The organism is Nonomuraea sp. CA-218870 (assembly GCF_050936535.1).
GTDB lineage: Bacteria > Actinomycetota > Actinomycetes > Streptosporangiales > Streptosporangiaceae > Nonomuraea > Nonomuraea corallina.
This window is the reverse complement of the sequence record NZ_JBNJMN010000001.1, coordinates 910225-932305: the sequence shown is the minus strand read 5'-3', so window position 1 is coordinate 932305 and position 22081 is coordinate 910225. Positions and strand designations below refer to the sequence as shown.

Sequence of the window (22081 nt, the reverse complement as noted above, 5' to 3'; positions counted from 1 at the left end):
CTAGATCCAACTGGAGTTGCGTCATGGCTGACTCTTCAGCGTAACCCACATCTCAGGAAGGTGGAGCGGCAAGGAGTTGCCGTCATTTCCGGCCACCGAGGGCCTCGAATTCCTCACTTAATGTGGCGGCATGGTCGGCGATTTCTTGGTTGACGGCGCGCGGATCATGGCCAGGCGCCGTTCGCGCGGCCTTACCCGGAGAATTCTGGCCGACCTGGTCGGCTGCAGCGAGGAATGGCTCCGCCTGGTCGAGAACGGGGTGAAACCCCTGGATCGGCTGTCGACCATCATGCGGATCGCCGAAGTGCTCCATGTCGAGGATCTCTCCGAATTCGTCGGCGGCCGGACGAGACTCCCGCCCGCCTGCGACCACGGCGAATCCGACGAGGTCGGGAACGCGCTGCTGCTGCCCGGCCGGTTCACCGGCGAGGCGACCGAGAGCGTGCTGCGGGTGCAGCGCCACGTGATGACGGCCTGGGAGATCTGGCAGCGCTCGCCCCACCGCTACACCGAGACGCGGCGCCGTCTGCCGCCGCTGCTGTCGATGGCCGACCTGTCGGCCAGGGTCGCCACCGGCGCGGACCGGGAAGCCGGTACGGCCGGCCTCACTCAGGTGTACCAGCTGTTCGCGGCGCTGCTGCGAAGCTGCGGCCAGCACGCGCTGGCCCTGGTCGCCGCCGATCGCGCGGTGGCATCCTCGGCGGGTTCGGCGATCACGAGGGCTGAGGTGGCGGGCGTGCTCGTCTCGCTCGGCCGGTACGCCGACGCGCGCCGGCTGTGCCTGGCCGTGATCGACGAGCGGCCCGAGTCGCTGGAGGTCACCGGGCTCTGCTATCTGACGGCCGCGCTCGCCGCCGCCGAGGAGAACGACGTGCTGCGAACCGAGGAGCTGCTGAACCGCGCCCGTAGGATCGGCGACCGGCTGGGCCCGGAGTTCGCGCTGGAGGTGGACCTGCACCGAGTCGCGGTCGCGGTCCGGCTGGGCCGGTACGCGCAGGCGATCCGCCTCGCGGCGGGCGTCGACGCCGGCCGCCTCCCCGACAAGGACCGCCAGGCGCGGCACCTGCTGGCCGTGGCCACCGCGCACGCGATGGACGGCGACTCGAGCGCGGCCATGGCGCAGTTGTGGCGGATCGTCGCGAGCTGCCCGGAGGAGCTGCGATTCAACGCGGACGCCGGACCGGTGCTGGCCCGGCTGCGGGCGATGGACTGCGAGTCGACCCGGGGGGCGCTTCGGCGGATGACCCGGATCACCGCTTGATTCACCAACGTCGGGACCTGACCGTAGGGCGACGCGGTGACGGTTCCGCCGCCATCGTTCTACGGCGACGTCTCCGGCATGCACCCAGGCGTCCTGCCCCTCGGGCAGGGCCGGTGAGGTGATCACACCCACCCCTCTTCCGCCATCCAGATCTTCACCACGCCGTGAGCGGCCGTCAGGGTTCCGGGGTTCGGGACCCGGGGTGCTGGGCCGCCTCCATCCGATGGCGGAGGGTGTCGTACACCGGGGGACCGTGCAGCACCGTCGCGCTCAGCAGCGCGCCGGCCGCAGCGATGATCATGGGGACGACGAGGGCGGTCGTGGCCGTCATTTCGACGATCAGGATGACGCCGGTGAAGGGCGCGCGGACGACCGCCGCGAAGAACGTGGACATGCCGACGATGGCCGCGGCGGTCAGGGAGATGCCGAGTGCCGGGAAAAACTCCTGTAGCGGCCAGGCGAACAGCGCGCCGGCGGCGGCTCCGACGGCCAGCAGCGGGGCGAAGAGGCCGCCGGGCGTGCTCACCGAGTAGCACAGCGGGCCGAGGAGCCAGCGGACGAGGAGGATCAGGGCGAGGTAGCCGAGCGTCACCTGCTCGTTGAGGATCTCCTGGTTCAGCACGTCGCCGCCGCCGATCAGCTCGGGGGCCGCGAGACCGAGCAGGCCGACCATGCCGCCCACGATGGCCGCTTTCGCCTCCGGAACCAGGCGTGGCGCCGCGTCCGCGACATTCAGCAGGAAGATCACGAGTTTGTTGTAGGCCACTCCCGCCGCGCCCAGCAGGAGCCCCAGAACGGCATATACCGGAAGTGACGCCATCGACGGCGCGCTGACCGGCGCCGGAAGCGAGAAGATGGGCTCGGTGCCGAGAAGCAGCCACGAAACGGCCACCGCCGAGGAGACCGCGACGAACGTCGCCAGCGCCAGCCGGAGGCGGAACGCCCGCGCGACCTCCTCGAACACGAACATCGCGCCACCCATCGGCGCGCCGAACGCCACCGCCAAGCCCGCTCCTGCGGCCCCCGCGGAGATCGTCCGTACGTCGTGGGCGCTCGCACCGAAACGGTGCCCGGCGTCGGCGCCGAACGACGCCCCCATCTGCACCGTGGGACCCTCCCTGCCGAGCGCCATGCCCGCACCCAGCGACAGGAGCCCGCCGACGAACTTGGCGGCGACCAACCTGATGCCGACCGGGGCGATCTCCTCCCGCAGCTCGGCCTCGACGCGCTGGACGCCGCTGCCCGCGGCCTGCGGCACCCAGCGAACGATGTGGCGGGCGAGGGCCACCGCCGCCGCCGCGCCGAGGACGGCCACGGCCCATCGCCATGAGGGATCGAGACGGACCCAGGCGAGCAACCGGTCGCGGTGGTCGTCGGCCGCGGCCAGCAGCCACCGGAAGAGCCCGCCGACGAGACCGATGGCGCAGCCGCCGGCGAGGGCCGCGGCGCTGATGCGGCAGAGGTCTTTGACGCTTGGCCAGCCGCGCGCGTCGTCGGAGTGGCCCACCGGAATTCTCCTCGCACTCAGGTCTCGGCGGCCAGGTCGGCGCCCATAGTGAACTTCCCCAAGGTCGCTTACCGTCCCTGCCTCTTTACGCATTGTTGATGGATCGCGCGTGAGCTCGGCGGGTCTATGCCAGGTACGTGGTCGTCACCTGGGAGCGGGCGTGGCGGGTGGTTCGCCGGCTCCGGTCAGGCGGGTCAGGGCGGCGAGGCCGTCGTCGGTGCCCGGCCAGTGCCGGCGGAGCGCCTGCGAGCCGGCGCGGCGGACCACCGAGCGCAGCACCAGGGTGACGATGATGACGTCGTCGGCCTGGCCCAGGACGGGGATGAAGTCGGGCACCAGGTCCAGGGGCAGGGCCAGGTAGGCGAGCAGGAGCGCCAGCCGTACGCGTACGCCGCGCGGCAGGTCGGGGTCGGCGGCCAGGCGGCGGATCAGGCGCAGCACGTCCGGCAGGAGCCGGAGCGCCTCGCGCAGGAGGTTGCCTCGGGGGCGGATGATCACCAGGGTGCCGATCAGCGCCAGCCAGGCGACCAGGAGGGCGGCCATGGTCCCGATCAGCAGATCCCATCCCCACGATCCGGTCATGTCTGCTCGCTTTCCCGTATATCGGGGCACAGTGAGGGCCGGCGGAGAGCCGTCCGCCTCGCACAACCCGACCTCGTGCGGCGTTTCTTCCCTGGCCACGCCGCCTGCGACGTCCTGGACGCCCGGCGTCGCAGAGCGCGGGATCTGGAGGAATCGCATGTTCCACTGTGCCCTCCGGTGCCGCGCTAAGATCGCGTCTCGTGCTTCCGGATGGCTTATGGCGGTTTATCAGGATTGGTGTAGTCGGTCTGGTTCTCGTGGCCGCGGTCGCGGGACTGGTGATCGGCGACGCCTGGCTCTGGACGGCCGTCGCGTGGTCGCCGCCGGTTCATCTGGAGTTCTACGCGCCTGACGGGTTCGACACCCTGACGGTGGTGGCGCTGCTCGTGGTCGCCGTGGTGAAGGCCGCGCTGCTGTGGCTGATCCTGCGCGCCCCCGCGCCGGGCCGGCTGGATCGCCGGGAGAAGGCGCTGCGCCGGCTGCTGTATCTGGCGGTGGCGTACACCGTCGTGCTGTGGTTGCCGATCGCGCCGCTCCCCGCCGTGGTCGACGCGGCGTTCCAGCTCGTGTTGTGGGCCGCGATCGACGTCCTCTACCTGCTCGTCATCCGCTGGCGGTCCCGCGTGCTGCGCGCGGTTGCGGCGGCGTTGTTCGCGGTCGAGCTGGCCGCGATGTCCGACGAGCTGCTCGACCGGCTCGACCTGCCGGAGCTCGGTTTCGGCGACGTCATCGGGCCGGGCCTGGTGCTGGCCGGAGCGGCGGCGATCGTCATCACGGTCGTCGGCCAGTGGCGCGACGGCCTGTGGAGCCGCGGGACACTGACCGCGGGATGGCTGTCGGTGGGCCTCTACGCGCTGGTCATCCCGCTCAATCTTCTCGTCGAAGAGATCTTCGGCCGCGGTGTGTTGATGCCCGTCATCGTGGACACGGCAGGGCTGGTCAGCGCCGTGTGGATGGCGGCGACCGCCCGTGAACTGCCCACCGGCGACCGTCTGGCCGATCTTTCGCCCGCGCGGCACCGCGCGGTCCGCGTCGCGGTGGCGGCCGTGGTCGTACTGCCGATCATCGGCATGCTCGAACCGGAGCGGACCCCGCACCTCACCTACAGCGGCTGGTCGAGGGACTGCTACGACCGGCCCGCGTTCGGCGACCTGAAACCAGAGGAACGCGACGCCGCGTTCCTCTGCCGGGCGCGCAGCCGCGACGGCGGGGTTTCGCCCATGTTCCCGGCCAGCCTGTCGGACCAGGAGGTTCTCGCGTACGGGCGGGCGCTGTGCCAGGCGAAGGACCGCGACGAGCAGGAGGCGATCCTGACGCGGGCCGGGAGCGAGCGGCCCGCGGGGGGCGCGGACCCGTGGGACCTCGTCCACGTCTGCCCGGAGATCGTCGGCGCGACCCATCCCGACCTGCTGCGGTCCACCAGGCAGTCGGAGGCGGCGAACGACGCCTACGTCGCCGAGCAGAACGCGAGGTGCCGCGACCCGTGGCCCCGGACGAAGGGGGTCGTCCAGGCCACGGCCACCTACTTCCTGTTCGTCGACGGCGACGCCGGCTATCTGGTCCACGACCCCGCGGACGAAGCGGCCGGGAAGGCGGCCGGGCAGGCGACGGAGAGGGTGTACGAAAGCAGCACCGGCATCGGGGTGGCCCGCAGCGCGGCGCTCATCGGGCACGTCGAGGACGTCGTCGACCTGTGCCTCACCGTGAAGGCCCTGCGCACCGCGCCGCCGCGGCGGACGGCCGGGTGGGATCAGGTCACCGAGGTGCCGATCGTCAGCCCCGCCGGCCGGCTCACCGTGCCGGAGATGGGCGACGGCGAGGTGGGCGCGGGCGCGCCGATGCCGAACCTGGCGATCGAGGGGAAGGGCCGCTACCGGCTCCGGGTCTACGTGCGGGTCCGCGATGCGGGGGAGGAGCACCTGGTGGTCGTGTTCCCGGGCACGTCGAGGAGGACGCTCAGGCTGTAGCGGTGACCGACTGCGGGGCGCGCAGCGGGGATCGCGCGGCTCTCATCCGCCCGTGCTTTCGTTGATGCGGTAGTACGCGTTCAGCAGCGGCCAGGTCACCCCGGCCATCTCCGCCGGCGGGCGGGGGCAGCCGTCGTCGAGCCAGTCCGCGGCCACGCCCATGAGCGCGCCGGCGGCGGACGTGGCCCGCGACGCGCGCGCTGCCCTGCGGTCCGAGCAGCGCGCGGTAGAGCCCCGCGTGACCGGCCAGGCTGCCGAAGAACGTCTCCAGGGACGCGGTCGCCTCGCGTACCAGGTCGGGCGAGTCCAGGGCGGGCCCGGGCAGGGACTCGATCAGGTCGTCGATCATCGCCGTGCAGGCGTCCTCGGCCAGCTCGTGGACGTCCCGGTAGTGGTCGTAGAAGGCGGAACGGCTCACGCCGGCGTCCTCGGCGACGTCCGAGACGCTGATCCGGGCCAGGTCCCGCTGCCCGACCAGCCGCAGCAGCGCCTGGGCCAGGGCTGATCGGGTCCGGCGGACACGCCGGTCACCGGAGGGGCTGGTGCTCGCTCTGGCAGTGTCAGCCGTAACCCCAGGCGGCGGCGTACTTGGCGAGTTGCGGCGAGAGCTTGGCGCCGGTGAAGGTGCGGGCGGGCTGGATCCTGCCGGACTTGATGGTGTCGCTGCGGTCGCCCAGGTTCGGCAGGAAGCGGCCGTGGTCGTGCCTGCCGTAGTCGAGCATGCCCGGCTCCCAGGCCACGCCCAGGTAGTCGCAGACCTCGCGGGTGACCCGTTCGGGCTCCGCGGTCAGTTCCTCGTACCGGAGCGTCAGGCCGTCGAGGGTGCGGCGGGCCTTCTCCAGGGGCTTGAAGTACTTCACCGCGTTGGCCTCCAGGGCTTCCCGGGTGGCCGTGTTGCCCTTGCGGTTCTCCAGCGAGGAGACGACGCCTTCGGGGTGGCGCAGCAGGAAGAGGAAGCGGGCGTCGGGCCAGGCGTACTTCAGCCGTTCCCAGATGAAGACGTTGCCCGGGGTCTTGTCGACGATGAGGTCCTTGCCGCTGCGCTGCAGCTCCAGGTGCAGGATGCGGTCCCAGAGGACGTGCTCCAGCTCCACCTGGTCCAGGCCGAGCTCCAGCATGGACTCCTCGGAGAAGCCGGGGGTCGGCTGGACCCGCAGGGTGCGCAGGTGGAGTTCGTGCGGGGCGCGGATGCGGGAGTGGCTGTTCAGGAGGGTGCGCAGCAGCGTGGAGCCGGAGCGCACGGGCGCGATCACGAACACCGGGGAGGGGACCTGCCGGGGCATGATCGGGACGCTGTAGTCGACGACCTGCACGCGTTTGGGTGGTCGCGGGGATTCGGCGGGCCTGTTGGCTTCCTGGAACTTCAACGGCTTCGGCGGGCGCAGCGCCTGGCCCAGAAGCCGAACTCTCCGCCTGATGCCGGTTTTCACCACGCTCATGCGCGACTTGCTGCCTTTCCGTCCGCGTGCTTCCCGCTCCCCCAGGTGGGCCGAGTCAGACAAACGTAACTTAACGGGCATACCGTTACAAAGGCGATGCGAGGCCCTTACCTGGGGGTTGAGGGTGCAGACAACGTATCCCTCCCATACACACCGGGCATCCGAACGGCCACGACTCCCAGGAAACTGCCAGGCAGCCCGCACGCGCGGACCTCACGCCCGCCGCCGGGGGCCGACCTGAAAGTTTCACCCCTCACCGGCGCCGCCTCCCAGGTCACAGGCTCGCCCCGGTGATGCTCGTTGAGGTTCGGCCGTGCCCGTGCCTACGGTGCGGGGGTCCGCAAGCGCCGATTCCGTACGAGGAGCCCCGGCATGCGCGCCCGTCTCGTCACCGCCCTGCTCATGGTGCTGTCCGCCCTGGTCGTCCTCGCCCCCGGCGCGCGGGCCCAGGTCCTGGGCGGATTCGACTTCGACCGGGCGGAGGTGTCCGTCACAGGGCTGCGGGTGCCGTGGGGGCTGGCGTTCCTGCCCGACGGCAGCGGGCTGGTGGCCGAGCGCGACACCGGGCGGATCTCGCAGGTACGCCCCGGTCAGGCGCCCGTCCAGGTCGCCACGGTCTCCGGGGTGAGCGCCTCGGGCGAGAGCGGCCTGCTCGGCCTCGCGGTCAGGGACGGCTGGGTGTACGCGTACTTCACCAGCACCGCCGGCGACAACCGCCTGGTCAGGTTCCAGCTCAGCGCGCCGCAGACGCAGACGGTGATCCTCTCGGGAGTCCCCAGCGCGACGGTCCACGACGGCGGCCGCATCGCGTTCGGTCCCGACGGCATGCTGTACGTGGCCACCGGCGACGCGGGCGCCACCGCGAACGCGCAGAATCTGAACAGCCTCGCGGGGAAGATCCTGCGCATCACGCCCACCGGCGCGATCCCCGCCGACAACCCGTTCTCCGGCTCCCGGGTCTGGAGCTACGGCCACCGCAACGTCCAGGGCCTGGCCTGGGACGAGCAGGGCAGGATGTACGCCACCGAGTTCGGCCAGAACACCTGGGACGAGATCAACCGGATCGTCGCGGGCGGCAACTACGGCTGGCCCACCTGCGAAGGTTCCTGCGGCAACGGCTCCTTCCGCGCCCCGATCGTCACCTGGGCGACGTCGCAGGCGTCGCCGAGCGGTCTGGCGTACGCGAACGGCACGCTGTTCGCGGCGGCGCTGCGCGGCCAGCGGGTGTGGGCGGTGCCGCTGAACGAGGACGGCACGGCGGGCACCCCGCAGGCCGAGTTCGTCTCGGAGTACGGCAGGCTGCGCACGGTCGAGGTGGGCCCCGACGGCCGGCTCTGGGTGGCGACCAGCAACCGCGACGGCCGCGGCACGCCGACCGCCCAGGACGACCGGATCATCCGCGTCCCTCCGGCCTCGACCGGGGGCGACATCACCCCGCCGACCGCGCCGGGGAACCCGACCGCGACGGGCACGACGGCCACCGCGACCACCCTGACGTGGGCCGCCTCCACCGACGACACCGGCGTCACCGGTTACGACGTGCTGCGCGCGCCGGGCTCGTCGGGCGGCTCGTTCGACCGGGTGGGCACCTCCGCGACCACGACGTTCACGGCCACCGGACTGACGCCGCAGAGCACGTACCGCTTCCAGGTCCGCGCCCGCGACGCGGCGGGCAACCTCTCCCTCGTCTCCGGCACGGTCACCGTCACCACCGCCCCGGGCGACGCCACAGGCGGGTGCACCGCGGTGGCCACCGTCCAGACGCAGTGGGCCACCGGTTACGTCGTCCAGCCGGTCACGGTGACCAACACCGGGACGTCGCCCGTCACCGGCTGGCGGGTCACGGTCACCCTGCCCGCCGGGCACCAGATCACCGGCTCGTGGAACGCCGCCGGGTCCGGCGCGGTCTTCGAGAACGCCCCCTACAACGGCGCCCTGGCTCCCGGCCAGAGCACCACGTTCGGCTTCCAGGCCAGTCGCCCCGACGGCACCGGGGTCCCCACCGGCTACGCGTGCGCGGTGCGCTAGCTTGCCGGGATGGACCGCACACCTCCGATCTTCACCGGTGACGAACGGGCGCTGCTCTACAGCTTCCTCGACTGGGAGCGCGAGACGCTCGCCGCCAAGTGCGCCGGGCTGAGCGAGGAGCAGTTGCGCGAGCGGGCCGTGCCGCCGTCGAACATGTCCCTGCTCGGCCTGGTCAGGCACATGGCGCACGTCGAGCGGGCCTGGTTCCGCCAGATCATCGACGGCGAGGACGTGCCGCGGCTGTGGGGCAAGGACACCCGCCAGGACGTCGACTTCGACGACGTGGACACCGCCTCGGCCGAGGAGGCGTTCGCCACCTGGCGGGCGCGTTGGCCTCGGCCCCGGCGAACCGCCAGAATGGCGCGATGAGCGTGGCTGACAGTACGGAGACCGACTGGGTGTCCCGATTCGCCGATGAGGTGATCGCCGAGGCGGAGCGCCGCGCGCCCGGCGAGCCCATCGTGTGCGCCTCGGGCCTCAGCCCGTCAGGGCCGATCCACCTGGGCAACCTGCGCGAGGTGATGACCCCTCACCTGGTGGCCGACGAGATCCGCAGGCGCGGGCACGCGTGCGTGCACCTGCTGTCGTGGGACGACTACGACAGGTTCCGCAGGGTGCCGGCGGGCGTCGACCCGTCGTGGGCCGAGCACGTCGGCAAGCCGCTCAGCTCGGTGCCCGCGCCTCCGGGCAGTGACCACGCGTCGTGGGCCGACCACTTCAAGGCGCCCATGATCGAGGCGCTGGAGGAGCTGGGCGTCGACTACCGCGGCATCAGCCAGACCGAGCAGTACACCTCGGGCGCCTACCGCGAGCAGATCCTGACCGCCCTGCGCGAGCGCGCGGGCATCGACGCGGTGCTGGCCCGCTACCGCACCAAGCAGGGCGAGGAGCGGCCGGGTGCGGCCTATTTCCCGTATCGCCCGTACTGCGAGATGTGCGAGCGCGACCTGACCACGGTCACCGCCTACGACGACGACACCACCGAGCTGGCCTACACCTGCGCGTGCGGGTTCGGCGAGACGGTGCGGCTGGCCGAGCACGACCGCGGCAAGCTGGTGTGGAAGGTCGACTGGCCGATGCGCTGGGCGTACGAGGGCGTGGTGTTCGAGCCGTCGGGCGTCGACCATCACTCGCCCGGCTCGGCCTGGGTGGTCGGCGGGGAGATCGTCGGCCCGGTGTTCGGCGGAGAGCGGCCGATCGGGCCGATGTACGCGTTCGTCGGCATCACCGGCATGGCCAAGATGAGCAGTTCGAAGGGCGACGTGCCGACCCCGGCCGACGCGCTGCGCATCATGGAGGCGCCGGTGCTGCGCTGGCTGTACGCGCGCCGCAAGCCGTCCCAGTCCTTCAAGGTCGCCTTCGACCAGGAGATCCAGCGGCTCTACGACGAGTGGGACGCGCTCGGCCGCAAGGTGGCCGAGGACGCGGCGCAGCCCGCCGAGCTGGCCGCGCACGCCAGGGCCGTGCGCACCTCGCGCGGCCCGCTGCCCGCCACCCCCCGGCCCGTTCCGTACCGGACTCTCGCCTCCATCGCGGACGTCACGACCGGCGACACCGGCCAGATCGGGCGGATCCTCGGCGACCTCGACGGCGTCGCCGCGCTGGACGAGGTCCGGCCGAGGCTGGACCGGGCGCAGGCGTGGATCGACACGCACGTGCCCGCCGAGCAGCGCACGCGGGTGCGCGAGTCGCCCGACGAGGAGCTGCTGGGCTCGCTCGGCGAGGACCCGCGCGAGTCGCTGCGCATGCTGACCGAGGGCCTGGACGAGCACTGGTCGCTGGAAGGGCTGACCACGCTGGTGTACGGGGTGCCGAAGCTGCGGGCCGGGCTGGCGGCGGACGCGAAGCCGACGCCGGAGGTGAAGGCGGCGCAGCGGGAGTTCTTCGCGCTGCTCTACCGGCTGCTGGTGGGCCGCGAGACCGGGCCCCGGCTGCCGACGCTGCTGCTGGCTGTGGGCGCCGATCGGGTGCGGAAGCTGGTCGGCGCCTGAAGGTCCCCGCCGAAGCACAGGGGACGGCTGCTTGTCAAGACTTCATGACCGGACCGGACGATCGCCCGTAAGACGGCTTTTATCGGTGTATGTTCCCAGGTCACAGGATGGTCGGCGACACGCAGACGCGCGAACACTGCAAGGCGTCAGCAAGTGTTTTGCATGCGCGTGGAGGGATCTTTGGCCGCATGAACGAGCAGCACGCCCCCGTCACCGTCAGCGTCATCGTCCCGGCGCTGAACGAGGCAGACAACCTTCCCCACGTGTTCGCCACCCTACCGGTCTGGATCGACGAGGTGATCCTCGTCGACGGCGACTCGGCCGACGACACGGTGGCGGTCGCCCGGCGCCTGCGCCCCGACCTGCGCGTGGTGACCCAGACCCGGCGCGGCAAGGGGAACGCCCTGATCGAGGGCGCCGCGGCGGCCAAGGGCGACATCATCGTCATGATGGACGCCGACGGCTCGACCGACGGCCGCGAGATCCACTCGTTCGTGATCGCGCTCACCGGCGGCGCCGACTTCGCCAAGGGCTCACGCTACGCGCCCGGCGGCGGCTCCGACGACCTCAGCCCGCTGCGCTCCCTCGGCAACCGCGCCCTCACGATCCTGACCAACCTGCTGTACGGGACGCGCTACACCGACCTGTGCTACGGCTACAACGCGTTCTGGGCCCGCCATCTGGACGCGCTCGCCCTCGACTGCGACGGCTTCGAGATCGAGACCCTGATGAACATCCGCGCCGCCAGGGCCGGGCTGACCGTCCGCGAGGTGCCAAGCCACGAGCGCTGCCGCATCCACGGTGAGAGCAACCTGCACGCGCTGCGCGACGGCTGGCGGGTGCTGAAGACCATCCTCCGGGAGCGATTTCGCGCCTCCGCCGTCCCTCGGACCCAGGTGGCGCTCGCCAAGTGAAAGGTGACCTCGCCAAGTGAAGGGTGACACTGTCTAACCATGCGTTACATCGTGATCGGCGCCGGCGCGGTCGGCGGCACCATCGGAGCGCGGCTCCACCAGGGCGGGCACGACGTGCTTCTCGTCGCCCGCGGGGCTCACTACGAGGCGCTGCGCGAGCGCGGCCTGCGCCTGGTCACTCCCGACTCCGACCAGGTCCTCGACATCCCGGCGACCGACGGCCCGGTGCCGGCGCGCGACGGCGACGTGCTGGTCGTGGCCACCAAGTCGCAGGACACGGTGGCCGCGCTCGACCCGTGGCCCCGCCACCTGCCGGTGGTGTGCGCGCAGAACGGGGTGGCGAACGAGCCGGCCGCGCTGCGCCGCTTCGCGAAGGTCTACGGCATGTGCGTGTGGCTGCCGGCCCTCCACACCGAGCCCGGCGTGGTGGCGGCCTACGGCTGGCCGCGCTCCGGGCTGCTGCACGTCGGCTGCTACCCCGGCGGCGCCGACGAACTGGCCAAGCAGATCGCCACCGACCTCGGCCGCAGCCACTTCGTCGCGCTGACCTCCACCGAGGTCATGCGGTGGAAGTACGGCAAGCTGCTGAGCAACCTGGCCAACGCCGTCGAGGCGCTGTGCGGGCCCGCGCCCGGCGCCCAGGCCGTGCGGGAGCACGCCAGGGCCGAGGGCACCGCGGTGCTGGAGGAGGCCGGCATCCCGTACTCCACTCCGCGGGAGGAGCGTGAGCTGCGCGGCGACCGGGTGGACATGCGCCCGATCGGCGGCGAGGCGCGCGGCGGCGGCTCGTCCTGGCAGAGCCTGGCCAGGGGCGTGGGCTCGATCGAGGCCGACTACCTCAACGGCGAGATCGTCCTGCTGGGGCGCGAGCTGGGCCTCCCGACCCCGGTCAACGAGGTGCTGCAGCGCGAGGCCAACCGGTTCGCCCGCGAACGGCGGCCGCCGGGGTCGATGACCGTGGCGGAGCTGACCGGGCTCATCGGCGGGCGTTCCGCATCCGGATCCCGCTGAACTCCAGACTGCTGGCGACCACCTCGTCCCAGAACGGCCAGAGTCCGTCGAGCACCCGCAGCTGGATGCCCGCCCGTTCGTGCAGCTCGACCAGGTCGCCCACCCGCTCGGGCGGCCCGAGCGGCGTCACGGGCGTGGTCGACACCATGGCGTGCGGCGGGTCCCCGATGGGCGTGAAGTCGACGGCGGCGAACCGGTAGGCGTAGAGCTCCGCCCCCAGCATCGGCTTCAGCCAGCCGTACTCGATGGCGTGCACGCGCTCGCCGCAGCCCGCGCCGATGATCCGGGCCGCGTCCTCGGCGGTGGTCCGCGGTCCCGTCCAGGCCATCGCCCGCGGGCAGGCGCGGGGGAACCAGTAGTCGGGGCACCGGTCCGGTCCGACCGCCCACACGTACGGCTCGGTCACCCTGGAGGTGGGGGCGACGTGGGGGACGAACCGCTCGATCGTCGGGTCCTCCGAGAAATGCAGCACCTCGCCGGGATCGGGCCTCATACCACCATCGTCGCGCATATCCCGACTCCATCGGGGCAGTGAGAGGTCGCGCTTGACGAGAAGGGATGAGTACAGATGATCTTCCTGGGGCTGTTACTGGTGATCCTCGGAGTCGGCGGGGCCATCCTCGTCTTCGCCGAAGAAGGCACCACGTACGACGTCTTCGGCTACGTCTTCCAGCCGAACCACGTCGAGATGTTCGTCGCGGGCGCCGCCGCCGCGACCGTGCTCCTGCTCGGGCTGTGGCTGATCGCCCTCGGCTCGCGCAGGTCCGCCAGGCGCCGCCGCGCCCTGCGTGGCGTCCGGGCCGACGCCTCCCAGCGGGTGGCGGAGCTGGAGAACGAGAAGCGCCGGCTGCAGGAGCGGCTGGAGAAGGAGCAGGCGGCGAAGGAGCAGGCCGCGAAGGACGCCGCGAAGGAGCAGGCCGCGACGGATCGGGTGGCGAGGCACGCCGCCGACGACCGCACCACCACTACCACCGCCCCGGCCGTGACCGCCGACGACCGGCTGGTCGCCCGCGGCACCGAGGAAAGCCGGCGATGAACGCCCCTGGCGCGGGGGCGTGGAGCCCCCGCGCCGGCGCATGACCCCGGCTCGTACGGGGGTGTACTCTGCGAGGCGCCCGCACCTGCCTCCGGAGGTCGCATGCCCCCCACGCGTGGCCGCCCCATCGCGATCAAACTGCTCATCCTCCTGCTCGTCCCGCTGACCTCCCTGGTGGGGCTCTGGGCCTTCGCGGCCGCTCTGACGGCGGGCGACGGCATCCGGATGCTGGAGACCGACAGGCTGAGCACCAACCTGGCGCAGCCGTCGAGCGAGCTGACGACTCACCTGCAGAACGAACGGCTGTCGTCGATCCAGTTCGTCATCGCCAAGCGCAACCCCGAGACGCTGTTCGTGCAGCGCACGCTGACCGACAAGGCGGCCGAGGGCCTGCGCGAGCTGGCCGGGCGGCAGGATGACCTGACCCCCGCGATCAACGCGCAGCTCGACCTGCTGTTCCGGCAGCTCGACCGGCTCACCCAGATCCGCCGCGACGTCGACGGGCCCGCCCCCTCGCCGCTCGACCTGATCAACGGCTACAACCAGATCATCGACGCCTCCTTCCGCATGTACGACGCCCTGGTGCTGGTCCCCGACCTGAGCCTCCACCGCAACGGGCGGGCGCTGGCCATGCTGGTCGAGGCCAAGGAGATGCTCTCCAGGGAGCGCGCGATGATCTCCGTGGTGCTCGGCAGGGGCCGGGTGACCAGCGCGGAGCGCGAGGCGTTCGCCGAGTGGGCGGCCACCAGGCGGCTGCTCTACTCCCAGGCGCTGTCCCAGCTCGACGGCGAGCTGCGCGCCCCGTACCAGGCGCTGATCAGCTCCACCATGTACCAGGAGTTCCTGGAGGCCGAGGACACGCTGCGCGGGCAGGCCGTCGTCGGTGACCTGCCCGCCGACGCCGCCACCTGGCCGATCGACGCCAACAACATGTGGAAGGCCGTCGAGGCCCGCCAGCGCGCCGCCGACGCGCTCTACGCCCAGCGGGTGGCGCCCGCGGCCACCGGCATCCTCATGAAGATCACTGTCGCGGGCGGGGTGGGCCTGGTCGCGGTGCTCGCCTCGATCCTGCTGTCACTTCGCTTCCGCAAGCGGCTGGTACGTGAGCTCGCCGGGCTCCGCGACGCCGCCACCCACCTGGCGCAGGTGCGCCTGCCCGCGCTGGTCGAGCAGCTGCGGGCCGGGGGCAAGCCGCCCGCCGGGGCCGGGGTGGAGCCGCTGGCGGTCAAGGCGGAGACGGCCGAGGTGCACGACATCGTGCAGGCGTTCAACGACGTGCAGCGCACGGCCGTGGACGCGGCGCTCAGCCAAGCCGGCCTGCGCCACGGCGTCAACCAGGTCTTCGTCAACCTCGCCCGGCGCAACCAGTCGCTGCTGCACCGCCAGCTCATGCAGCTCGACGGGATGGAGCGGGGCACCGAGGACCCGGTGATGCTGGAGGATCTGTTCAAGCTCGACCACCTGACCACCCGCATGCGCCGCCACGCCGAGAGTCTGATCATCCTGTCCGACCAGCAGCCCGGCCGCGGCTGGCGCAACCCGGTGCCGATCGTCGACGTGCTGCGGGCGGCCGTGGCGGAGGTCGAGGAGTATCAGCGGGTCGAGGTGCTGCAGCCGCCGCCGATCTCGCTGGTGGGCACGGCCGTGACCGACGTGGCCCACCTGATGGCCGAGCTGGTCGAGAACGCGACGCTGTTCTCGCCGCCGCGCACCCGCGTCGACCTGCGCACCACGTCCACGCCGCACGGCCTCACGGTCGAGGTCGAGGACCGCGGGCTCGGCCTGCCGCGCGAGGAGCTCGACCAGCTCAACGAGCGGCTGGCGGAGAAGCCGGAGTTCGATCTCGCTCAGAGCGACCGGCTGGGCCTGTTCGTGGTGGGCCGGCTGGCGGCCCGCCACGGCATCAAGGTGACGCTCGCCCCGTCGCCGTACGGCGGGCTGACCGCGCGGGTGATGCTGCCCGAGAGCCTGCTGGCCGACCAGCCGGTGCTCGCGGGACGATAGCCGCCGTCCCGCGGTCAGAGGCGGACGAACGGGTCCTCGAAGTGGCAGGTGGCCAGCAGCGCGCCGCCCTCGGCCCGCAGCGACGCCAGCACCTCCGCCCGGGTGGCGGCGGCGCGTTCCTGGTCGTCGTCGTAGAGGTAGCGCACGGCGGGGTCGGCCAGCTGCGCGGGGTGCAGCACGAGGTCGCCGGTCATCGCCAGCTCGCCGGCCCGCGCGATCTGGTGGCCGGGCGTGTGGCCCGGGGTCAGATGGACCCGCAGGCCGGGCGCGACCTCGGCGTCGCCGTCGACGACGTGGAGCTGGCCCTTGATCACGTCGATCACCTGGTCGCGCACGGCGCCGGCGGCGGCCTCCAGCTCGGCGTTCTGGAGCACGTACCGGGCGTTCTCGAACAGCGGCCGGCCGTCCGCGACGGCTCCGCCGGCGTGGTCGGAGTGCAGATGGGTGAGGATCACGGTGCTGACGTCGGCGGGGTCGGCGCCCGCGGCGGCCAGCTCCCGGACCAGCGCACCGGGCACCGGCGCCCAGCTGGACGCCGGCGAGTCGACGCCGCCGATGCCGGTGTCGACCAGGGTCAGCCGGCCCGCGCGGTCACGGATCAGGTAGCAGTGGAAGTGCAGGATCCACGGCTCTTCGGGAAGGCCGGCTCCCGGGAACATCTCGGCGAGCGGGCGTCGGATCGCCTCGCCCATGGGGCCGACGGCGTCACAGAGAGGCGTCACCTCGACGCCGGCCACGAGTAACGGTTGGTGGGGCACGAAGTCCAGACTAGGCGCCCAGACCAGGTGCGGACTAGGCGGCCACGGGCTCGCGCGGGACGAACTCGTTCTCGAGGTCGGCGGCGAAGACCGCGCGCCGGCAGGTGCCGCACCGGTACATGATCGGGCCCTCGTCGAGCTCGTTGTGGCATCGCGGGCAGCGGGTGCTGTTCATGGTCATCCCCCAAGGATCGTCTGCCTGTATGGAACCTCGCCGTCATTGCAAAGGTCCTGCAGGGCGCTTGCGGAATCCATGTCCGGATCGGACAGGACGGCGAGAAGAACATTGTTACGGTCCACCACGCGTTTCACGCGCGAAGACACGAGAATGCCCCGGGAATAGCCCAAGAGGGCTAGGCGTTGCATGGACAGCGACGTGTGGTACGTTGCCGGTGGCGTCGAGCTCCAGCTCCGCCGCTCTCCTTTCTCCCGGCGTTCCCCTCCTTCGCGTGGGCCCGGGTTCCTCCACACGCCGGTGGTTCTCTCTCCGGCATGCCCTCAAAGAGGTCTTTCATGTCTGTTCACGTCATCGGCGGGTTGCTGGACGTGCGGGACAAATCCGCATTCATCCGCGCCCACCACCTTCCCTCGAACGGTGACCTGCGGTTCAGCACCGACCGGGCCGGGCGGCTCGGGCTCCGGCCCGGCGACCACGTCACCGCCCAGGTCGACCGCGGCACGATCGTCAAGGTCGAGGCCGTCAACGGCGAGAGCCACTGGCGGGACCGGCCGCGGTTCGCCGACCTGACGCCCGTCCATCCCGACGAGCGGCTCCGCCTGGAGACCGAGACGCTCAGCACCCGGGTCATCGACCTGTTCGCGCCCATCGGCAAGGGCCAGCGCGGGCTGATCGTCGCCCCGCCCAAGGCGGGCAAGACCATGGTCCTGCAGGCCCTGGCCACGGCCGTCTCCCGCAACCACCCCGAGGCGCACCTCATGGTCCTGCTGGTCGGGGAGCGGCCGGAGGAGGTCACCGAGATGCGCGCCGGCGTCCAGGGCGAGATCTTCGCCTCCACCTTCGACCATCCCGACCGCGACCACACCGCGATCGCCGAGCTGGCCGTCGAGCGCGCCAAGCGCCTGGTCGAGCAGGGCCGCGACGTCGTCCTCCTGCTCGACTCGCTGACCCGGCTGGCCCGCGCCTACAACAACACCGCGCCCGGCAACGGCAAGACGCTCAGCGGCGGCCTCGACGCCGCCGCGCTCTACCCGCCCAAGCGGTTCTTCGGCGCCGCGCGCAACGTGGCCGGCGGCGGCTCCCTCACCATCCTCGCCACCGCTCTCGTGGACACCGGCTCGCGGCTGGACAACAGCCTGTACGAGGAGTTCAAGGGCACCGGCAACATGGAGCTGCACCTGGTGCGCGACCTGGCCGAGCGCCGCGTGTTCCCGGCCGTGGACCTGGACGCCTCCGGCACCCGCCGGGAGGAGATCCTGCTGCCCGCGCGCGAGCGGCAGGTGGTCTGGCGGCTGCGCCGCTCGCTCAGCGGCCTGGAGCGCCACCAGGGCACCGAGATGCTCGTCGGCAAGCTCCGCGAGACGCCGTCCAACGCCGAGTTCCTCGTCCGCGCCGCCGCCACCGTCTGACAGCGGGCCCACTTGCCGGCCCTACTTGACGGCGCCCCGCAGCACGCCGGAGATCACCCACCGCTGGGCGAACAGGTAGACCAGCAGCGCCGGGGCCAGCGCCATCAGATAGGACGCGAAGGCCGTCGTGTAGTCGGAGCTGAACTGGTTCTGGAACACGTACTGCACCAGCGGCAGCGTACGGGCGCTCGGGCTGGACAGCACGACCAGCGGCAGCAGGAAGTCGTTCCACGCCCACAGGAACGTGAGGATGCCGACCGTGGCGTTCATCGGCGCCAGCAGCGGGAAGATCACCCGCCAGAACACGGTCCAGGTGCCCGCCCCGTCCGTGCGGGCCGCCTCCTCCAGCGACCGGGGGATCGACTTGATGTATCCCACGTACAGGAAGATGTTGAACGCGAGCCCGTACACCACGTACAGGAAGATCAGTCCGAGCTGGTTGTCCAGGCCCAGGGCCGAGGTCTGTTTGATGACCGGCAGCATGATGATCGGGAACGGCACGAACAGCGCCGAGACGAAGTAGAAGTAGAGCCCTCTGAACAACCTGCTGTGCAGGTTGCGGGCGATGGCGTAGGCCACGAGCGAGTTGGTCAGCAGGGTCAGCAGCACCGCGCCGACGGTGATCAGGGCGCTGTTCAGCGCGGCCTGCGGATAGTTCGTCAGCCGCCACGCCTCGGCGAAGTTGCCCCACTGGGGGTCTGCCGGCAGGTCGAAGCCGGCCCCGGCGAGCTCGGCCGGCTGTTTCAGCGCGGTGACCACCGTGAAGTACAGCGGCACCAGGACCGTCAGCGAGCAGGCCGCCAGGAGGGCGGTCAGCCACCAGTTCACACCTTTGCGACGTACCATCAGGCACTCATCTCCCGGCGTTGCAGGACCCGTAGCTGGAAGACGGAGACCGCGACGATGACGAGGAAGTAGACGACGGCGTTGGCGGTCTGGTAGGCGTACTCGCCGCCCTCCAGGCCGCCCTGGTAGATCAGCAGGGAGACCGAGGTGGTCGCGGTGCCGGGACCGCCGTTGGTCAGGGCCACGATGTGGTCGAAGACCTGCAGGAAGTTCTTCAGCGACAGCACCATGTTGATCGTGAAGAACGGCGCGATCAGCGGGAACACGATGGACCTGAACTGCCGCCAGGCCCCCGCGCCGTCCACCGTCGCGGCCTCGCGGACGTCGCCCGGGATCGTCTGCAGGCCCGCCAGATAGATGATGACGTTGAACGCGACCGCCTGCCAGACGGCCACGACCACGATCCCCAGCCAGGCCAGGTCGGGGTTGACCAGGATGTTGGAGCTCAGCGCCGTGATGCCGAGCGCCTGCGCGACGGCCGGCAGCGCGTTGGCGAACAGGTAGTTGAAGATGTAGCCGACGATGAGGATCGCCAGCACGTTCGGGATGAAGAACACGCCGCGCAGCGTGGTGCGTAACCTGATGCGCGCGTTAAGCCCGAGCGCGATGGCCAGCGCGATCGCGTTGGTGAGGAACGTGGCCACGATCGCGAACTGGAACGTGAACACGTAGGCGTCGAGTACCCGGTCGTCCCTGAGGAGGTTGAGGTAGTTCCTCAGCCCCACGAACGCGTGGTCGCCGTACCCGGGCGAGTCGGTGAGGCTGTAGTAGAAGCCCTGCAGCACCGGCACGGTGTGGAAGACCGCGAACAGCACGAGCGCGGGGATGACCATCCAGTAGAAGGCCCTGGCGGTTCTCGTCATGGGGAGTCCTCTGTCACGATCGCCGGGCGGCGACCTTGTCCCACTCGGCGTCCAGCGTCCGCAGGAACGCGTCCTGGTCGCCGTCGATCACGTACTGCTGCAGGTACTGCTCCAGCTGGATGGTCAGCGGGATGCGGTGGTCGGCGTAGCCGGTCAGCTCGCCCCGCTCGAAGTACGGCATGACGCCCGCGAGCGCCGGGTCCCCGGAGGCGCCGCCCTCGGTCGGCGGCACCGCGAGCTGCTCCTCGGCGTAGGCCTCCATCACCTCAGGACGCATCAGGTAGGAGATGAAGGCCATCGACTCCTCCGGGTGCTCCGGCTCGCGGCCCATGGTCAGCGCCACGTCCACGCCCGACACCAGCCGGGTCGCCTCCGGGTCGTCCGTGGCGGGCAGCGCGAACGTGCCGAGCTCGAAGGCCGGCTCGAACTGCTTGATCGCCGAAAGCGCGAAGCTGCCCTGCAGGTACATGGCCGCCTTGCCCTGGGCGAAGGCCTGGTTGCCGTCGTCGTAGCCGCGCGAGAGCCGGTCCCGCTGCCCGTACCGGAACAGCTCGCCGAGCTTGGAGACCACGGGCGGGTACGCCTGCGCGAAGGTGACGCGGCCGGCCTCGCGCCGGTCGAAGAAGTCCGGGGGCGGCAGGTTCGCGGCGAGGGCGTTGAACGTGGGCAGCGTGGTCCAGGCGTCGGCCAGCGTCAGGTAGAACGGGTCCACCCCGGCCGCGCGAAACGTTTCGGCCGCGGCGCGCAGCTCCGTCCAGGTCCGCGGCGGCTCGACGCCGTGCTGCCGGAACAGGTCCTTGTTGTAGATGACCCCGCTCGCGTTGGAGGCGAACGGCAGCCCGTTGACCTCGCTTTCCCGGTGGACGCCGAGGTCGTCGAGTATGCGCTGGATCGGCGGGCTGACGCCGCGGGCGGCCGGTTCGCCGGAGAAGTCGTGGAAGACGCCGGCCGAGGCCAGCTCGCCGAAGACGCCGTTGCCGTTCAGCGCGATGACGTCCGGGATGTCGTTCTTCACCAGGCGGGTCCTGATGGCGTTCTCGGCGGTCGGCATGTGGTTCTGGGTCACGTCGATGTGCGGGTGGCCGCGCTCGAACTCCTCGATGATGCGGTCGAAGGTCTCGATCGCCTCGGGCTTGAACTGGAAGAACTCCAGCTCCACCCGCCCGTCCCCGGTCTGGGTGGCGCAGCCGCCGGCCAGCAGGACCACCGAGAGGGCGAGGGCGGTGGGCTTCACGACATGCCTCCTATGGGGGGATGCGGTTCCCTGCCCCGCCGGATGCCCTTCATGTCAGGACGACAGGAGGCGCGGGACAATGGGCCGCATGCTGGCCGACATCGTCGAACACCTCGCCTGCCCCGTCTGCGAGGAGCCGCTGCGGCTCGACCCCGGCGCGCTGCGCTGCCCGCGCGGCCACTCCTTCGACGTGGCCAGGCAGGGGTACGTGAGCCTGCTCGTCGGCTCGCGCCCGCCCGGCACCGCCGACAGCGCGGAGATGGTCGCCGCGCGTGCCGCCTTCCTGGCCGCCGGTCACTACGCGCCGCTGGAGCGGGCGCTGGCGGAGGCGGTTCTGGCCGGTCGCGTCGAATCGTTTTCACGGACGGCTGACGACGGCGGTGAGAAAGCGTACGGTGGTGCTGTTCGCAGGACCGCGCCGGTCATCGTGGACGCCGGCGCCGGGACCGGTCACTACTCGGCGGCCGTGCTCGACGCGGCCGGGCGCGGGATCGTGATGGCGTTCGACGTGTCCAAGCACGCCGTGCGGCGGGCCGCGCGGGCTCACCCCGGGGTGGGGGCGTTCGTGGCCGACGTGTGGCGGCGCCTGCCGATCAAGGGCGGGGTCGCCGATGTGGTCATGAACGTGTTCGCACCCAGGAACGGGCCCGAGTTCCGGCGGATCCTGCGGCCCGGCGGGCGCGTCGTCGTGGTGACCCCGGCGCCGGGCCACCTGAGCCCGTTGGTGGAGGAGCTCGGACTGCTGTCCGTCGACGCCGACAAGGACAGGCGGGTGGCGCGCAGCCTGGAGGGGTTCACCGAGGTGGAGCGGCGGGTGGTGAGGTTCGGGATGGCGCTCGGGCCTGACGAGGTGCGGGCCGTGGTGGCGATGGGGCCGAGCGCGTGGCACGTGGAAGAGGAGGAGCTGACCGAGGGGATATCGAGGGTTTTCGCCCCCTCTATCGCGAAAAAGCAGGAAAAGGTGACAACGAGGGCGGAGTTTCATCTATCTACCTTCGAAGTGACACCTGACGCAAGATAGCCGCCTTGACTGACATCTGAGGCTGGTGTGGC

General features: G+C 71.3%; 21 protein-coding genes. 11 read left to right on the top strand and 10 right to left on the bottom strand.

Annotated elements, in window-relative coordinates:
- Positions 1-130: 130 nt before the first annotated feature.
- Positions 131-1261, top strand: a complete 1131-nt coding sequence (locus tag ACQEUU_RS04655) for a helix-turn-helix domain-containing protein (protein ID WP_433060753.1) — start codon at positions 131-133, stop codon at positions 1259-1261.
- A gap of 175 nt (positions 1262-1436) precedes the next feature.
- On the opposite strand, the gene ACQEUU_RS04650 is transcribed toward ACQEUU_RS04655, so the two are convergent.
- Positions 1437-2768, bottom strand: coding sequence for a chloride channel protein (locus ACQEUU_RS04650; protein ID WP_433060751.1), 1332 nt, complete (start codon positions 2766-2768; stop codon positions 1437-1439).
- A 144-nt stretch (positions 2769-2912) separates the two neighbouring features.
- A complete protein-coding gene (locus tag ACQEUU_RS04645; protein WP_433060748.1) occupies positions 2913-3350 on the bottom strand; it encodes a YkvA family protein in 438 nt (145 codons plus the stop codon).
- 257 nt (positions 3351-3607) lie between these two features.
- Between ACQEUU_RS04645 and ACQEUU_RS04640 the strand changes: the two genes are divergently transcribed.
- Positions 3608-5317, top strand: coding sequence for a hypothetical protein (locus tag ACQEUU_RS04640; protein ID WP_433060745.1), 1710 nt, complete (start codon positions 3608-3610; stop codon positions 5315-5317).
- Here the strand turns inward: ACQEUU_RS04640 and ACQEUU_RS04635 are convergent.
- Positions 5307-5735: a hypothetical protein gene (locus ACQEUU_RS04635; protein WP_433060742.1), complete on the bottom strand. Its 429-nt coding sequence runs from the start codon at positions 5733-5735 to the stop codon at positions 5307-5309. The genes ACQEUU_RS04640 and ACQEUU_RS04635 overlap by 11 nt on opposite strands.
- A 142-nt stretch (positions 5736-5877) precedes the next feature.
- Positions 5878-6756: a sulfotransferase family protein gene (locus tag ACQEUU_RS04630; protein ID WP_433060739.1), complete on the bottom strand. Its 879-nt coding sequence runs from the start codon at positions 6754-6756 to the stop codon at positions 5878-5880.
- A gap of 372 nt (positions 6757-7128) precedes the next feature.
- Between ACQEUU_RS04630 and ACQEUU_RS04625 the strand changes: the two genes are divergently transcribed.
- The 5 genes from ACQEUU_RS04625 (at position 7129) to ACQEUU_RS04605 (ending at position 12700) form a co-directional block, all read left to right on the top strand.
- Entirely contained in the window at positions 7129-8784 is a 1656-nt protein-coding gene (locus ACQEUU_RS04625) for a PQQ-dependent sugar dehydrogenase (RefSeq protein ID WP_433060737.1), read from the top strand.
- A gap of 9 nt (positions 8785-8793) precedes the next feature.
- On the top strand, positions 8794-9153 hold the full coding sequence (locus tag ACQEUU_RS04620) for a DinB family protein (protein ID WP_433060734.1): 360 nt from the start codon (positions 8794-8796) through the stop codon (positions 9151-9153).
- Positions 9150-10775, top strand: a complete 1626-nt coding sequence (lysS, locus tag ACQEUU_RS04615) for a lysine--tRNA ligase (RefSeq protein WP_433060732.1) — start codon at positions 9150-9152, stop codon at positions 10773-10775. Before ACQEUU_RS04620 ends, lysS begins: the two co-directional genes overlap by 4 nt.
- 188 nt (positions 10776-10963) lie before the next feature.
- Positions 10964-11689: a glycosyltransferase family 2 protein gene (locus tag ACQEUU_RS04610; protein WP_433060730.1), complete on the top strand. Its 726-nt coding sequence runs from the start codon at positions 10964-10966 to the stop codon at positions 11687-11689.
- 39 nt (positions 11690-11728) lie between these two features.
- Positions 11729-12700, top strand: a complete 972-nt coding sequence (locus tag ACQEUU_RS04605) for a ketopantoate reductase family protein (protein WP_433060727.1) — start codon at positions 11729-11731, stop codon at positions 12698-12700.
- On the opposite strand, the gene ACQEUU_RS04600 is transcribed toward ACQEUU_RS04605, so the two are convergent.
- Positions 12666-13193, bottom strand: a complete 528-nt coding sequence (locus tag ACQEUU_RS04600) for a DUF6886 family protein (RefSeq protein ID WP_433060724.1) — start codon at positions 13191-13193, stop codon at positions 12666-12668. The genes ACQEUU_RS04605 and ACQEUU_RS04600 overlap by 35 nt on opposite strands.
- A 75-nt stretch (positions 13194-13268) precedes the next feature.
- Here ACQEUU_RS04600 and ACQEUU_RS04595 point away from each other — a divergent pair, with 75 nt between their 5' ends.
- Positions 13269-13736: a hypothetical protein gene (locus ACQEUU_RS04595; RefSeq protein ID WP_433060721.1), complete on the top strand. Its 468-nt coding sequence runs from the start codon at positions 13269-13271 to the stop codon at positions 13734-13736.
- 102 nt (positions 13737-13838) lie between these two features.
- Complete coding sequence (locus ACQEUU_RS04590) at positions 13839-15740, top strand: sensor histidine kinase (protein WP_433060718.1); 1902 nt, start codon at positions 13839-13841, stop codon at positions 15738-15740.
- A gap of 14 nt (positions 15741-15754) precedes the next feature.
- On the opposite strand, the gene ACQEUU_RS04585 is transcribed toward ACQEUU_RS04590, so the two are convergent.
- Positions 15755-16498: an MBL fold metallo-hydrolase gene (locus tag ACQEUU_RS04585; protein WP_433060715.1), complete on the bottom strand. Its 744-nt coding sequence runs from the start codon at positions 16496-16498 to the stop codon at positions 15755-15757.
- Between the two features lie 34 nt (positions 16499-16532).
- Complete coding sequence (locus ACQEUU_RS04580) at positions 16533-16679, bottom strand: hypothetical protein (protein WP_433060713.1); 147 nt, start codon at positions 16677-16679, stop codon at positions 16533-16535.
- Positions 16680-17011: 332 nt separating this feature from the next.
- Between ACQEUU_RS04580 and rho the strand changes: the two genes are divergently transcribed.
- Complete coding sequence (gene rho, locus ACQEUU_RS04575) at positions 17012-18085, top strand: transcription termination factor Rho (RefSeq protein ID WP_433060710.1); 1074 nt, start codon at positions 17012-17014, stop codon at positions 18083-18085.
- Between the two features lie 21 nt (positions 18086-18106).
- Here rho and ACQEUU_RS04570 read toward each other — a convergent pair whose 3' ends face one another.
- Genes ACQEUU_RS04570 through ACQEUU_RS04560 form a run of 3 tightly spaced genes read right to left on the bottom strand, consistent with a single transcriptional unit; the run spans position 18107 to position 21028 of the window.
- Positions 18107-18931, bottom strand: coding sequence for a carbohydrate ABC transporter permease (locus tag ACQEUU_RS04570; protein ID WP_433060708.1), 825 nt, complete (start codon positions 18929-18931; stop codon positions 18107-18109).
- Positions 18931-19794 (bottom strand): carbohydrate ABC transporter permease, encoded by an 864-nt coding sequence (locus ACQEUU_RS04565; RefSeq protein ID WP_433060705.1) that lies wholly within the window; start codon positions 19792-19794, stop codon positions 18931-18933. The genes ACQEUU_RS04570 and ACQEUU_RS04565 overlap by 1 nt, the downstream gene beginning before the upstream one ends.
- A gap of 13 nt (positions 19795-19807) precedes the next feature.
- Positions 19808-21028, bottom strand: a complete 1221-nt coding sequence (locus tag ACQEUU_RS04560; protein ID WP_433060702.1) for an ABC transporter substrate-binding protein — start codon at positions 21026-21028, stop codon at positions 19808-19810.
- An 88-nt stretch (positions 21029-21116) separates the two neighbouring features.
- On the opposite strand from ACQEUU_RS04560, the gene ACQEUU_RS04555 reads away from it, so the two are divergent.
- Positions 21117-22049, top strand: coding sequence for a putative RNA methyltransferase (locus tag ACQEUU_RS04555; RefSeq protein WP_433060699.1), 933 nt, complete (start codon positions 21117-21119; stop codon positions 22047-22049).
- Positions 22050-22081 lie beyond the last annotated feature (32 nt).

Excerpts from the sequence above, each read along its gene's own strand:
- ACQEUU_RS04655 (WP_433060753.1), top strand. The coding sequence starts at position 131 with ATGGTCGGCGATTTCTTGGTTGACGGCGCGCGGATCATGGCCAGGCGC.
- ACQEUU_RS04645 (WP_433060748.1), bottom strand. The coding sequence starts at position 3,350 with ATGACCGGATCGTGGGGATGGGATCTGCTGATCGGGACCATGGCCGCC.
- ACQEUU_RS04630 (WP_433060739.1), bottom strand. The coding sequence starts at position 6,756 with ATGAGCGTGGTGAAAACCGGCATCAGGCGGAGAGTTCGGCTTCTGGGC.
- ACQEUU_RS04625 (WP_433060737.1), top strand. The coding sequence starts at position 7,129 with ATGCGCGCCCGTCTCGTCACCGCCCTGCTCATGGTGCTGTCCGCCCTG.
- ACQEUU_RS04620 (WP_433060734.1), top strand. The coding sequence starts at position 8,794 with ATGGACCGCACACCTCCGATCTTCACCGGTGACGAACGGGCGCTGCTC.
- lysS (WP_433060732.1), top strand. The coding sequence starts at position 9,150 with ATGAGCGTGGCTGACAGTACGGAGACCGACTGGGTGTCCCGATTCGCC.
- ACQEUU_RS04610 (WP_433060730.1), top strand. The coding sequence starts at position 10,964 with ATGAACGAGCAGCACGCCCCCGTCACCGTCAGCGTCATCGTCCCGGCG.
- ACQEUU_RS04605 (WP_433060727.1), top strand. The coding sequence starts at position 11,729 with ATGCGTTACATCGTGATCGGCGCCGGCGCGGTCGGCGGCACCATCGGA.
- ACQEUU_RS04600 (WP_433060724.1), bottom strand. The coding sequence starts at position 13,193 with ATGAGGCCCGATCCCGGCGAGGTGCTGCATTTCTCGGAGGACCCGACG.
- ACQEUU_RS04595 (WP_433060721.1), top strand. The coding sequence starts at position 13,269 with ATGATCTTCCTGGGGCTGTTACTGGTGATCCTCGGAGTCGGCGGGGCC.
- ACQEUU_RS04590 (WP_433060718.1), top strand. The coding sequence starts at position 13,839 with ATGCCCCCCACGCGTGGCCGCCCCATCGCGATCAAACTGCTCATCCTC.
- ACQEUU_RS04580 (WP_433060713.1), bottom strand. The coding sequence starts at position 16,679 with ATGACCATGAACAGCACCCGCTGCCCGCGATGCCACAACGAGCTCGAC.
- rho (WP_433060710.1), top strand. The coding sequence starts at position 17,012 with ATGTCTGTTCACGTCATCGGCGGGTTGCTGGACGTGCGGGACAAATCC.
- ACQEUU_RS04570 (WP_433060708.1), bottom strand. The coding sequence starts at position 18,931 with ATGGTACGTCGCAAAGGTGTGAACTGGTGGCTGACCGCCCTCCTGGCG.
- ACQEUU_RS04565 (WP_433060705.1), bottom strand. The coding sequence starts at position 19,794 with ATGACGAGAACCGCCAGGGCCTTCTACTGGATGGTCATCCCCGCGCTC.
- ACQEUU_RS04555 (WP_433060699.1), top strand. The coding sequence starts at position 21,117 with ATGCTGGCCGACATCGTCGAACACCTCGCCTGCCCCGTCTGCGAGGAG.